Source organism: Limnobacter sp. UBA7229, from assembly GCF_002473065.1.
GTDB classification, from domain to species: domain Bacteria; phylum Pseudomonadota; class Gammaproteobacteria; order Burkholderiales; family Burkholderiaceae_B; genus Limnobacter; species Limnobacter profundi.
This window is the reverse complement of record NZ_DKTN01000023.1, coordinates 167768-180118: the sequence shown is the minus strand read 5'-3', so window position 1 is coordinate 180118 and position 12351 is coordinate 167768. Positions and strand designations below refer to the sequence as shown.

General features: G+C 51.6%; 11 protein-coding genes. 6 read left to right on the top strand and 5 right to left on the bottom strand.

The genetic code is table 11. From position 1 onward, the window contains the following. The first annotated feature begins 13 nt into the window (after nucleotides 1-13). From yjgA to B4C79_RS14975, 4 genes are all read left to right on the top strand, one after another. Entirely contained in the window at nucleotides 14-580 is a 567-nt protein-coding gene (gene yjgA / locus B4C79_RS14990; protein WP_275270814.1) for a ribosome biogenesis factor YjgA, read from the top strand. Continuing rightward, complete coding sequence (gene mog / locus B4C79_RS14985; RefSeq protein WP_291739486.1) at nucleotides 577-1182, top strand: molybdopterin adenylyltransferase; 606 nt, start codon at nucleotides 577-579, stop codon at nucleotides 1180-1182. The genes yjgA and mog overlap by 4 nt, the downstream gene beginning before the upstream one ends. 2 nt (nucleotides 1183-1184) lie before the next feature. After that, nucleotides 1185-1850: an alpha/beta hydrolase gene (locus tag B4C79_RS14980; protein WP_291739485.1), complete on the top strand. Its 666-nt coding sequence runs from the start codon at nucleotides 1185-1187 to the stop codon at nucleotides 1848-1850. 70 nt (nucleotides 1851-1920) lie between these two features. Further along, nucleotides 1921-2175, top strand: a complete 255-nt coding sequence (locus B4C79_RS14975) for a DUF3717 domain-containing protein (protein ID WP_171099170.1) — start codon at nucleotides 1921-1923, stop codon at nucleotides 2173-2175. 18 nt (nucleotides 2176-2193) lie between these two features. On the opposite strand, the gene B4C79_RS14970 is transcribed toward B4C79_RS14975, so the two are convergent. Continuing rightward, nucleotides 2194-3525 (bottom strand): PcfJ domain-containing protein, encoded by a 1332-nt coding sequence (locus tag B4C79_RS14970; protein ID WP_291751970.1) that lies wholly within the window; start codon nucleotides 3523-3525, stop codon nucleotides 2194-2196. On the opposite strand from B4C79_RS14970, the gene B4C79_RS14965 reads away from it, so the two are divergent. Further along, the gene (locus B4C79_RS14965; RefSeq protein WP_171099172.1) at nucleotides 3524-4327 is read left to right on the top strand and encodes a crotonase/enoyl-CoA hydratase family protein; all 804 of its coding nucleotides are present in this window, start codon (nucleotides 3524-3526) and stop codon (nucleotides 4325-4327) included. The genes B4C79_RS14970 and B4C79_RS14965 overlap by 2 nt on opposite strands. A gap of 47 nt (nucleotides 4328-4374) precedes the next feature. On the opposite strand, the gene B4C79_RS14960 is transcribed toward B4C79_RS14965, so the two are convergent. After that, nucleotides 4375-4914, bottom strand: a complete 540-nt coding sequence (locus B4C79_RS14960) for a hypothetical protein (RefSeq protein ID WP_291739483.1) — start codon at nucleotides 4912-4914, stop codon at nucleotides 4375-4377. A 277-nt stretch (nucleotides 4915-5191) separates the two neighbouring features. Between B4C79_RS14960 and B4C79_RS14955 the strand changes: the two genes are divergently transcribed. Beyond that, complete coding sequence (locus B4C79_RS14955) at nucleotides 5192-6682, top strand: OmpP1/FadL family transporter (protein WP_291739482.1); 1491 nt, start codon at nucleotides 5192-5194, stop codon at nucleotides 6680-6682. Here the strand turns inward: B4C79_RS14955 and B4C79_RS14950 are convergent, their stop codons facing one another. From B4C79_RS14950 to B4C79_RS14940, 3 genes are read right to left on the bottom strand one after another with little or no spacing between them, the layout of a single operon-like run. Next, nucleotides 6683-8113 carry an efflux transporter outer membrane subunit gene (locus B4C79_RS14950; RefSeq protein ID WP_291751968.1) on the bottom strand — a complete coding sequence of 477 codons (1431 nt, stop codon included), beginning with the start codon at nucleotides 8111-8113 and terminating at the stop codon, nucleotides 6683-6685. Next, nucleotides 8110-11238: an efflux RND transporter permease subunit gene (locus B4C79_RS14945; protein WP_291739922.1), complete on the bottom strand. Its 3129-nt coding sequence runs from the start codon at nucleotides 11236-11238 to the stop codon at nucleotides 8110-8112. Before B4C79_RS14945 ends, B4C79_RS14950 begins: the two co-directional genes overlap by 4 nt. Continuing rightward, on the bottom strand, nucleotides 11235-12314 hold the full coding sequence (locus B4C79_RS14940) for an efflux RND transporter periplasmic adaptor subunit (RefSeq protein WP_291739921.1): 1080 nt from the start codon (nucleotides 12312-12314) through the stop codon (nucleotides 11235-11237). Before B4C79_RS14940 ends, B4C79_RS14945 begins: the two co-directional genes overlap by 4 nt. Nucleotides 12315-12351 lie beyond the last annotated feature (37 nt).

The window sequence follows — 12351 nt, the reverse complement described above, 5'->3', positions numbered from 1 at the left end:
AGTGCTGCCAAAAATGGCTAATATACAGCCCATGGAACCAGAAAACGACAAACAGGGCGAGTTTGAAGAATATGATCGCCCCAGCAAGTCCTCAGTGAAGCGAGACATGCTGGCCCTGCAAGATTTGGGCAAAACCTTGTGCGAAATGCCCTATGACAAAGTCAAGCGGGCACCGATTGGTGAGCGCCTGCTTATCGAGATCGCAGAATTTCACAAGTGCAAATCATTTGGCGCTAAAAAGCGGCAAATGCAGTTTATTGGCAAACTGATGCGTGACGAAGAGCACGAGGAAGTGCAAGCCTGGGTGAATGGCGAGACCGTTGAGCAAAAACTGAAGGTGCTCCACCTGCATGCGGCAGAACAGTGGCGCGACCGCCTGATTGAAGAGCCTGGCCTGTTGGCTACGTTCATTGAAAGCTACCCCGCCGCGGCGCGGGAAAACCTGAACCCGATCATCAGGCAGGCAGTGCAGGAACGTGCCGCCAAAAAAGCTCCCCGAAATTTTCGACAGTTGTTTCAGATCATTTACCGTTTGATCGAAGAGAAAGCCGAGCAAGATGCGGACGGAGGCGAATCATGAGTTTTGATGCCTTAAAAATTGGCTTGGTGTCAGTGAGCGATCGTGCCTCAGCAGGTGTTTATCAGGATCAAGGCATTCCGAGCCTTAAAGCCTGGCTTCAAAACGCGTTGCTGAACCCGATTGAGTTTGTTGAGGTGTTGATTCCAGATGAACAGGCCGAGATTGAAAACGCCTTGAAGAAACTGGCCGATGAACACAAGTGCAATTTGATTTGCACCACGGGTGGCACCGGCCCCGCCAAGCGTGATGTAACACCTGAAGCGACCTTGGCTGTGGCTCACAAGGAGATGCCGGGTTTTGGCGAGCAAATGCGGCAAATCAGCCTGCATTTTGTACCAACCGCGATATTGTCTCGCCAGGTGGCTGTAATTCGTGGTGAAAGCCTGATTTTGAATTTACCTGGCCAACCCAAAGCCATCGCAGAAACCCTGGAAGGTTTGAAAGACACGGAAGGCAATAGCCTTGTGAAAGGTATCTTTGCCGCCGTGCCTTATTGCATCGATTTGATTGGCGGCCCGTATATGGAAACCAATGAAGCCGTGATCAAGGCGTTTCGTCCAAAATCCGCCTTGCGAAAGCCCACTGAAGGAAGTGTATCGTGAGCATGAACTCAAAGATTGAATGCGTTGTTGTTGAAACCGGCCCACAACCCACGGGCTGTGTGGTTTGGTTGCATGGCTTGGGCGCAGACGGCTACGACTTTGTACCCATTGTCAAAGAGCTTGAGCAAATGGGTTTGCCCAACACCCGCTTTGTGTTTCCTCATGCGCCTAAAATTCCGGTTAGTATCAATGGCGGTTATGTGATGCGCGCTTGGTATGACATTAAAAATGTTGATTTGCAACGTCAGGAAGATGAGGGCGGAATACGACAAAGCCAGGCCACCATTGAACAATTGATTGAAGACCAGATTGCATTGGGTTTCAAGCCCGAACAAATTGTGCTGGCCGGCTTTTCACAAGGTGGTGCAATTACTTACCAGCTTGGTTTGCGTACACGCCACAAACTGGCAGGCTTGATTGCCTTGTCTACTTACCTGCCTTGCGAAAACACGCTGGATGCTGAATTAAACCCGATCAATCTGGGTATTCCATTGCTGGCGGCTCACGGCGAGCAAGACAATATCGTGCTCATGGAGCGCGGTGAAAAGGCAGTCAAGTTGCTGCAAAACAAAGGAGTTGATGTTCAGTGGCACATCTACCCCATGGCCCATTCAGTTTGCGGTGAAGAGGTGGTTGAAATTGCCAATTTCTTAAAGCGCGTTCTCTGAATTTCCACTGTATATAAAAACAGCTTTTTGGTTTATACTTGAATTCAGGAATAACCAAGCAGGTGTAATTATGCCAGCGCAAGCGCAACAGCCAATTTCGATTATTGAACTTGAACGTGCCATCAATTATTGGCGCTCAAAATATCCTTCATCCCGGGACACCATGACACTGTGCCCCCAAGCCGCTTGTCTGGCCGAGTTGTATGCCCGAATGATCATTTTTCAAATTCACGAAATTTCGATCGCGGAGTTTTCTGCCAAAGCCAGGAAAGCGTTACGTGAAGCCGAAGAAGCCCACGCGGGTCGGCACAATCAGGCAGCTTGAATACAATTAAACTCCAGCTTAGTTCGCACGACTTAACAACAAGTGAGCCGCGCTCCACAACTGGCTTGAAACCCGTGCATTGCATGGCCCTTTCAACTGACTGATTTGCCAGGCTTTGGCGCCCACACGTCGCAATTCCAGTGTGCCACGCTGTGGGGTGTGTCCTTTAATCTGCAAATGAAAAATACAAATATCGCCTGCCATGCAACGATCAATGTAAGACGGCACACAATGGTGCATTTTTTTGGCTTCGCTCAGCAAAGCATTCAACGAGTTCAATTCAATAAACTCAATGTTGTCACCCAAATTGCCCATGCCAAGAATCTCTGGCCAAAATACATTCTGACGCCCCAAGTCCAAATCAAGCTCGACCAAATGCCAATGTGCCTGCCGGGCCATTAAAGTGTCGTAGGTCCAGTTTCTGGAAATAATCACGGGGCGTTTGGTCGCACTGGCCGCACTGCCAAGCAACCAGTCTGCAATTAAAGGAAACTCCTCCAACTCCAGCTCTCTTCTGTGCTCAAGCTTCAAGTTGCTTTCACGGCGCTCCAGCGCCAGGCGGGTTCCCCGCAAAATATTCAAGGCCGCCACCGTATTCAAATTCTCGTGATTGCGCCTGAGCCATGTGCTTAGTCCCCCGAAACCCAGCAAAGCCGCCGTTTGCTTGTCGACCCAGGAAATCGGAATTTTTCTGTCCAAGGCGGCGTGAAAGTTCACCCAGCTCAAGTGACTCAATTGCCCCCAGTTAATTCGGGCAATGTAGGCGGTTTTTTGACGTGTTAACCACCGCCAGGTTTGTTGGCTCATGCCTTGCGCCAACATGCGGTTTTTGACCATCTGCCAATTGGGCAAATTGCGCCACATGCCGCGGTCTTGGGCCAGTAAAGGCGCCAAAGAAATATTCTCGCCAAGCCTGTCCTGAAGCACTGTTTTAAACGCTGCCACTTGGCTTAAATCAAGCAAGGTGGTGTATTTGGGCACCACTCGCAGTGCCAGTTTAAGAACATGGCCACCATAACGTCGGCGAATCGCACTGCTCCAGGCCCGCTGAATGTCGTTCAGGCTGGCTGCTTCAATGGGAAAATCAAGCTGTGTGCCAAGCAAGCTGTCAGGAAGCTGCATGCTTGGTGGGGCTCGCCACACTGAACGCATCAAATCCGCTTTCAAATTCCAGGCCGCCTCATCCGACAAAACAATACGGCAGGATTCAGCAAGTTTTGCGCGGGCTTTCATGCCCCATTCAAAATAAAGTCCGGTTCGAGTGCTCACCAAACGCGCGGGCAGCCGCTGCGACTTAACTCGCGGTATGCTGGAGGCTGTGTTCAATTCAAAATCTAACAAAGGGCGCATGATGGACAACAAAGCAGAAGAACCCGTCGACATCAAGATCTTACAGCAAGGCGAGATCTGGAAAATTTCCATCAATCGACCCGAGGCTCGCAACTGTGTCGATCGTTACACCGCCGACCAGCTTGAAAAAGCATTTCAGTCATTTGAAACGGATGCAACAGCTCGCGTTGCCATTTTGACGGGTGAAGGCGGTAACTTTTGTGCAGGCGCAGACTTGAAAGCTGTTGCATCGGGTGACCCCAGCCGTGTAAACCGAATGGAACGACATGGTGCAGGCCCCATGGGCATAAGCCGAATGGAGTTGAGTAAGCCAGTGATTGCCGCGGTATCTGGCTACTGCGTGGCGGGCGGCCTGGAGTTGGCTGCCTGGTGCGACATGCGAGTTGCTGACAGCACCGCAGTGTTTGGTGTGTTTTGTCGACGCTTTGGTGTGCCATTGATCGATGGCGGAACAGTGCGTTTGCCACGCCTGATTGGTCAAAGCCGGGCAATGGATATGATCTTGACTGGTCGCCCTGTCGACGCTGTGGAAGCCTTTTCATGGGGTTTGGCCAACCGGCTGGAAAAAGAACGCACAGCCCTGGAGGGTGCAATCGAGCTGGCAGGTCTATTGTGCAAACACCCACAAACCTGCATGCGCAACGACAGACAAAGCGTACTGACCCAGTGGGGATTTGGTGAACGTGAAGCGCTTGAGGAAGAATTTGAGTTTGGCTTGAATACGCTCACCTCGGGTGAAACTGTCGAAGGCGCAACCGCATTTAAGGAAGGTTCGGGTCGCCATGGCGAGACTGTGCAGTAATCGCGTATTCAGAGCGGATGGAAGTTAAAACTTTTCATTCAAACGGATTAATTCAAGCCGACGATGACGCCAAACTGTGCAGAATTCGAAACACGGCGTGAGTCAGCGGCAGTGGAATAAGAATTGGACTGAACACCAAAAAACCAATTGGCCAAACCACCGCGATTGGCGAGCAAATACAGCCCTTGGCTTTCGCTGTTCAGTGTTGCGCTGGACAGGCGACCAGGGGTGTAAACAAGACTCAAATTTTCTTGCAGCGAAACTTGCAAGCCACCGTAAATTGCCTTGATTGAAGATTCAGGCTTTGTTTCAGAGACAATCAAGCCAGCTTTCGATGAACTCAGTCTGGTTTGAACAACTGCGCCCTCGTCTACCACGACACCCCTGAACAAATTGACTTTGCCCAACAGGCTTGGTGAAAGCTTTTCTTGATCAGGCAAGTGGAAAGGTGCAATTCCATGTTTTCCCAGTTTGCCGCTCACCTTCAGGGCAAGTGGCTCAGCGGCATTTATGCCCCCCAGGTAAAAACACCCGGTCGTCAAAGCGAGTGCCATCAAAGCAAGCTGTTTTGAGCCGATACGCGCCATGACACACCCCTTCAGTGCAGAATTTTACTTACTTCAATTAACGGTCACCTTGAGTTTTACTGAATTGCAAGATTGGACTAACCCCATTGCGGGTGGGCTACACGTTTAGGGCCAGGAATCAAGCCCAAAGCCAGCTTTTAGAGTGACCAATCTACTTCAATACTTGAAAGTAACATTTTTTCGCTTTGGTGATACACTGAAATGACTACATAAAAGTCACTACTTCGAGCGACCACCCCTCGCAAGTGCATTGACCACAATACCGGAGACAATACCCATGAATTCTTCTGCCCGAAGAACGGATTCCTTTTTTCCATTAAACCGTGTGTCCACTGCCCTGTTGTTGAGCGTGGTCTATTGCACTTCCGCCCACGCTGGCGGTACTGCATTTGACGCCACAAGCATCAGTGCCATGGGAAATGCGTCGGCAGGGCAAGCTGCCGAGGCTGGTGATGCATCGGTTTTGTTCGCCAACCCGGCCGCCCTGACCCGGTTTAAACGCGCTGAATTGACCCAAGGCGCTGCCGTAGTCACGATTGGTACCGATTACACATCCACACAAAACAACGATGGTGCAGACTCCGGTGCGCCACAGGGCCAAAATGGTCAGGTGTTCAGTCGCAAAGACGGCTATGACGCTGGCGCGCTTGCACCCAACCTGTTTATTGCGATTCCAATCAACGAAAAACTGGTGATGGGCTTTGGCGCTTCTGCCTCTCATGGCCTGGTGATTCATTACGATGAAAATTTCCCGGGACGCAATCAAGGCCGCGATATTGACTTCAAAGTGACCCGCCTGAACCTTGGCTTTGGTTACAAGTTAAGCCCGACTTTGTCTTGGGGTTTGAACGGTTCTTATGAGCGTTACTTTCAGTCCATCAAGTTGAAGCTGAATTACCGCGAGGCTGTAGAAGCCTTGGCCCCGGGTTCTGCTGCGCTTCTTGAAGGGCCTGCAGGTGCGCTTATTGGAGCCCCACCCATTCCCGGTGAAAGCAACGCGGGTTTGCGCATGTTTGGCTGGGCATTCAACGCACAGCTGGGTGGCCTGTGGGAGCCCACAGAAAACACACGCGTGGGTATTTCTTATCGACCGAAAACCGAATTCACGGGCAACCGTGGCAAGTTCAAGCTTGATGACTCACCCGAGCAAGCCGCGTTTCGCGCGTTCCTGAATAGCGACAGCCTGATCAACAACTTGGCGTTTGGTGCCTTGGGTGTAAACGGTCCGCAGGCAGCCGGGGATTTGGCACCAGAACAAATCATCAAGCAGGAAATATCGCTGCCCGATGAGCTTCGCCTCTCCGTGTTTCACCACGCCACACCCAAACTGGATTTGATGGCCACCTACACGCGCCAGGATTTCTCGGTAACCACCTTGAATTTTGTACGTGAAAGCAATGGTCGAACGCTGGAAAACATCCCGCAAAATTTTGTAGCAGCAGAGTCGTACAGAGTTGGCTTGAATTACAAGCTGTACAAAAGGCTGACGTTGCGAGCGGGCTATGCGATTGAAAACAGCGTGATTGACGATGCCACCCGAATCACGATTTTGCCAGACAGTGATCGACAGTATTTTGCTTTTGGTGGTCAGTTCGATTTAAGCCGTGACACCAGCATTCACTTTGCCTACCAAAAACTGGACACAGATCCCGCGCCTGTTGGTAACAACACCGGTATTACACCCGCCGAAGTACGCGGTGGCGACTTTCAGGGCAATGTGCAACTGGACACCCACTTCTTCGGGATTGGCTTCACCGAACGGTTTTAATTACGACTGCACACCAAGTGCACGGAACAAGCCAGCAATCAAGGTGGCGTAATTGGTTTGTTCCGTGGCCAGGGCCTGTTCGGCGTTGGCATACACACGCTGTGCATCCACCACATCCAGAAAACTCACCAAGCCCAACTGGTACAGGGCATCTGCCTGCTCAAAGCTCCGTTTACTCGATACAACTGCCTTGCCGAGCGCAGTTTGGCGTGATGCGGAGGAGTCAATCGCGGTCAAGGAATTTTCAACCTCTTGGGTAACCACTCTCAGCACCTGCTCGTACTCGGCCAACGCCCCCTCAGCACGGGCCACGGCCGCATTCAATCGAGCGTCGCGTGCGCCACCGTCGTATACCACTTGATTCAACAAAGCGGCCAAAGAACCGATCAATATGCTGGTCGCGGGGTTTGAATTGATCGCGGTACTGCCAATTTGTATGTTGGCCATCAATTCGATACTGGGGTAGAAATCAGCTTGTGCCACGCCTACATCAGCGGCCGCCTGTGCAAACCGGGCCTGCGCCAATTGAACATCCGGGCGTGCTTGTACTACCTGAAAAGGCACGCTCGCCGGAATGCCCAAGCCGTACTCTGGCAAATCGCCTTCAGGCCTGAGCAATTGCTCGTAAGCCCCCGGAAATTGACCACTCAGGGTCGCCAAACGGTGACGGGAGTCTTGCAGTGCCTGTTGCAATGGGGCAATACTCGCTCGCAGATTTTCGACTGAAGTTTCAGCTCGCCGAACGTCCAGCTCGGGTGACAAACCACTTTCAAATCGAGCTTGAACAATGGCCAGCGTTTTTTCCTGCAACTCAACAGATTCACGCAACATGGCCAATTGTTTTTGATTGCCACGCAAACTCAAATACTCTTGGGCTACGGCTGTGCTGGTTTCAATAATTTGCGCGCGCAAACCAGCCTGCTCGGCCATCAAATTGGCTGCCGCTGCTCGAACTTCCTGCTCAACCCGACCAGCCAAATCAATTGGCAAGACAAAACCCAAACCCAACAAAGCACTGCGTTCATCCCGTGCATTGTTGCTACCCGAATTGTTGGGGGTGTTGCTGTTTCGATCTGATTTTTGGCCACTGACCTCGGCATCCAGTTCAACCAGCAAAGAATCACCAGCCTCACTTAGTTGTAGCAGCGCGCGGGCTTCCCTGACACGCGCTGCAGCCGAAGCGATTTGGAAATTGTTTTGTATGCTCGTGCTAACCAGCTCATTCAAAACAGAGTCGTTAAAACCCTCCCACCAACGCACACCTGCCACGCCAGCGTCTTTCACGCTGCTTAGATTCTGAAGAATATTTTGCGCTACAAATTTTTCAGGTGGTTTCGTCGAAGATTTGGGCAGCTCAGGCGCAGTAACAGCACATCCCGACAACAAAGCCAGCGGCAATACCAGACCAATCATCCAGGCAATGCGCTTCATGCCTTCACCTCACCTTTTTTCACACTGGCCTCGTATTCTTCAATCTCCTTGTCCAACATCTCTGCGGCATGCGCCCTTGGCTTCATGTAAGGCGCAATAAAACTGTAGCCCATGGGTGCCAGGTATAAGGTAAACAGGGTAGACAATCCCAAACCGCCCAACACAACCCAGGCAATCGCCTCTCGTGCCTCTGCACCAGGGCCTGAAGTCAACACCAAGGGCAACACACCCAACAATGTAGAAAGCACCGTCATCGCAATCGGGCGAAGTCGCATACGCGCCCCTTCACGAATGGCCGATTCAATGCTGTGCCCCTCATCGCGAAGCTGATCCATCAGTTCAACCAGCAAAATCGCATTCTTGGTCATCAAGCCAATCAGCAACACCAAGCCAATTTGACTGAACAAATTGAGCGACTGGTTGGTAATCAACAGGGCAAACACTGCTGCAGCCAAGCCAAACGGCACGGTAAACATCACCACCAAAGCACTGCCAACACTTTCAAACTGCGCCGCCAACACCAGAAACACCACAATCAACGCCACGGCAAAAGTGATCAACATTTCATTGGAAGTTTCTTCCAGGGTGGCGGCTTCACCCAGAAAAATCAATGTGGCCGAAGATGGCAAAGTGCTATCTGCAACAGCGCGTATTTGTTGCATGGTGGTGCCAAGATCGGTACCTGGCGGTATGCCTATGTTCAGTTCAACTGCCCTACGCTGTGCATGTCGGTCAAGTTCTGCAGCCACACCCCTTTCTTGCACCTTGATCATTGAAGCAAGGGGTACCAGTTGCCCGGTGTCGCTACTGGTGTATATATTCAGCAAGTCAAATGGCGAATTCAGGCTACCATTGCTGGAGCCCAGCATCACTGGCACGGCCTGATCCCCAACACTGAGATCCAGCAACTGGTATTCGTCAGCCATGATTTGCAAAGTTTGGGTTATACGGCTCACAGGCACCTGCAAATCACTGGCCTTCTCGCGATCGATTTCAAATCCAAGTTCAGGCTGGGAGGTGTCATACTGAACGCGTACATCCTGAACCGCATCAATCTGCTTGATCAAGGCATCCGCCAGCGAATCTGCATTGTTGGCCAAAACATCGTAGTCGTCGCCCAGCAAAGCAATTTGCAAACCGCCGCCGCCACCGCGAATGTTCAAGCTGCTTTCATTTTGAAAACGCACTTGAGCACCAGGAATACTGGACAACTCCTTGCTCAATTTGGCCGCGAGCTCCTGCTGAGTGGTGTCGCGCTGGCTCCAGTCTGCCAAATTGGCTTGAATGGCCACACGATTTTTGTCGTATCGACCTACAATCGTGAACATGTCGGTGATCAGTCCCTGCTCTTGATAGGGCCTCATGATGTTCTCGGCGATTTGCCCCTGCCTACCACTGTATTCAAGAGAAGCGCCGTCGGGCCCGGTGAAATCCACCACAAGGCGCCCCCTGTCTTCCGGAGGCACCAATTCCTGATTCAACAAAGTGAATGTCAGACCACCCGCAATTGCAATACCCAGGAAGACAAGCAAAAACACCAGGCGATGTTTCAAGAAACCATCCAAAGTGCGAAAGTAGGCATTGGCTATTCGGTCACCAAAACCCTGGAGTGGGCCCATTATTCGAGCGGTTTGACCTGTTGCGGGTGCATCGTCTTTCAACAATTTGGCAGCCAGCATGGGGCACAAACTCAAGGCAACAAAAGTACTGATAATCACCGACATGGACAGGACCATGCCGAACTCCCGAAACAGGCGTCCCGTTTCACCCGGCAAAAAAGCGATGGGCAAAAACACGGCTACCAAAGAGGCAGTGGTCGCGATGACAGCAAAGAAAACCTGCTGCGTGCCCAACACCGAAGCCACGGTAATTCTTTCACCCAGTTTTTTGCGGCGTTGAATATTTTCAAGGACCACAATCGCATCGTCGACAATCAAGCCAGTGGCCAACACCAAAGCAAGCAAGGTCAACATATTGACCGAGAAACCGGCCAGCCAGATTGCGGCCAGAGTACCCACGAGTGACACTGGCATGGTTACCGCAGGAATCAGCACTGCCTTCCACTGCCCAAGAAACAGGGCAATCACGATCAACACGACGACCACCGCGAACACCAGGGACATCAATACTTCCTGCAAAGCACCTTTGATGAAAACCGAGTCGTCGGAAATCATGATCACTTGCAAGTCTTTGGACTGCGCATTGATTTCAGCCATGCGCTTTTTCACATTGCTGGCAATGGCGATGGTATTACCACCAGCCTGCCGCAATACTCCCATACCAACCACAGCCCGGCCATTCAGCAAAGAATACGATTCAGCCGACATGGGGCCGTAGTACACCTCGGCCACATCGCGAACCCGTACGCCATTTTTTATCAAAATGGAATTAATTGCTTCAGTGTCGATGGTGGAGGCATTTGCACGCACCAGCAACTCTTGCTTGCCCGACAGATAACTGCCTGCCGGTACATCGAGATTCATGGTTTCAAGGCTGCTCAGTACGTCAGTGGCTACCATGCCGTACCTGGCCAATTTGGCCGGGTCTAGAAGCACTCGCAGTACGCGGGGTTGACTGCCATTCAATGGCACGTCAGCCACACCCTCGATGGACACAAAAGCAGGCACCAAATCTCGCTCAACCCGTTCAGCCAGATCCTGCATAGCCAAGGTATTGCTGTACACAGCAAGCTGAACCACAGGCCGTGCATCGTCATCGGCCTTGATCACCAAAAGCTGGTCAAGGTTCTCAGGCAGTTGATTGGTAATTCGGCTTATAGCCTCCCGCACATCGTTGGCAGCAGTGTTTACATCAATGTCCGGAGAAAACTCCATGCGCACGCGCATATTGTTTTCCTCACTTGAACTTTGAATGCGCAAAACGCCAGAGACTCTGGCCACGGCACCTTCCACTTTGGAGGTCACTTCCGCATCCATGGTGGTGGGCGAAGCACCTTGATAAACCGCTCGCACAAGCACCACAGGCCTGTCAATGTCAGGTAACTCCCGCACCTCAACGCCAAACATGCTGACAATACCCGCAAGCATAATCAACAAATTCAGCACCACGATCAACACGGGTCTTTTCAAACCCAGTGCGGTTAAACCGTCGGTGGCGCGACTCATTGCAAGGGATCCTCAACCTGTTCGACAACTACGCCTTCTGCAAGCCGCAAACCACCTTCAACCACCACAGATTCACCCTCTTTGATGTTGCCATCGAGAAACACACGGCCCTGACGCCGGTCGGCCACGCGCACGTTTTCACGGTCGGCTTTTCCCTCTCGAATCATCCAGACATAAGAGCCTTCCCTGTCCCATTGCAAAGCAATTTCTGGCACCGAGGCGAGCATTTGCCCCTTTACTGCCATTTGCACTGCGAACGACATGCCAGGGCGCAATAAGTCATCGGGATTGCTGATATTTGCCCGAACGCGCAGCGATCGCTTTTCAGCATTCAAACGACTGTCCAAGGCAACCACACGCGCCTTGAATTCCTGGCCAGGTACAGAAGGCGTGCTGGCAAGCACTTCAATCTGATCCATTTTGCTGGCACTCAATTGACCAACCAAGGCCTCAGGCACCTCAAAATCCACATAAATAACTTCACGGGAATCCACACCGGTGACCAATACGCCGGGGCCTATACGTTGACCAGGGTCAATATCGGTAATTCCGACAACACCGGCAAAAGGAGCACGAATTTGGTGGTTTGAAATAGCAAGTTTCGCTTGATCAACAGCCACTTGTGCAGCCTCGTAATCGGCTTGGGCTGAATCAACTTGGGTTTGTGGCACCGCCCCCTTGCCCACTGCTTGTTTGTATCTGTCCAGCAAACTTTTGGTGTTCTTCAGCTGTACTTCCGCAAGCCGAAGCGCCAACTGTTCTTCTCGATCGTCTTGTTGAACGAGTAATTCGCCCTTTTTTACCTTTTGCTGTGGCTTGAACAAAACCTGAGTGACTTTCTCATCCACGATGGCAAAGACTTCTGCGGATTTGTCGGCCCAGCCGCTTGCAATGGCACCAAAAGAACTTGCGGTGGACTCAAGCTTTACAACCTCGACCAAGACCTTGGGCGCTGCGCCTTTGCTGCCCTGATTGGGCGCATTGACAGACGAATTTCCCAGCAGTGTTTGAGAAACTGAGTAGGCAGCCCCCAACAAGAGAACGAGAACAAGAAAATAAACCAGACGTTTGATCAAGCCAGAGGCTCCACTGCGAATGTGACGAGAAAGGTTA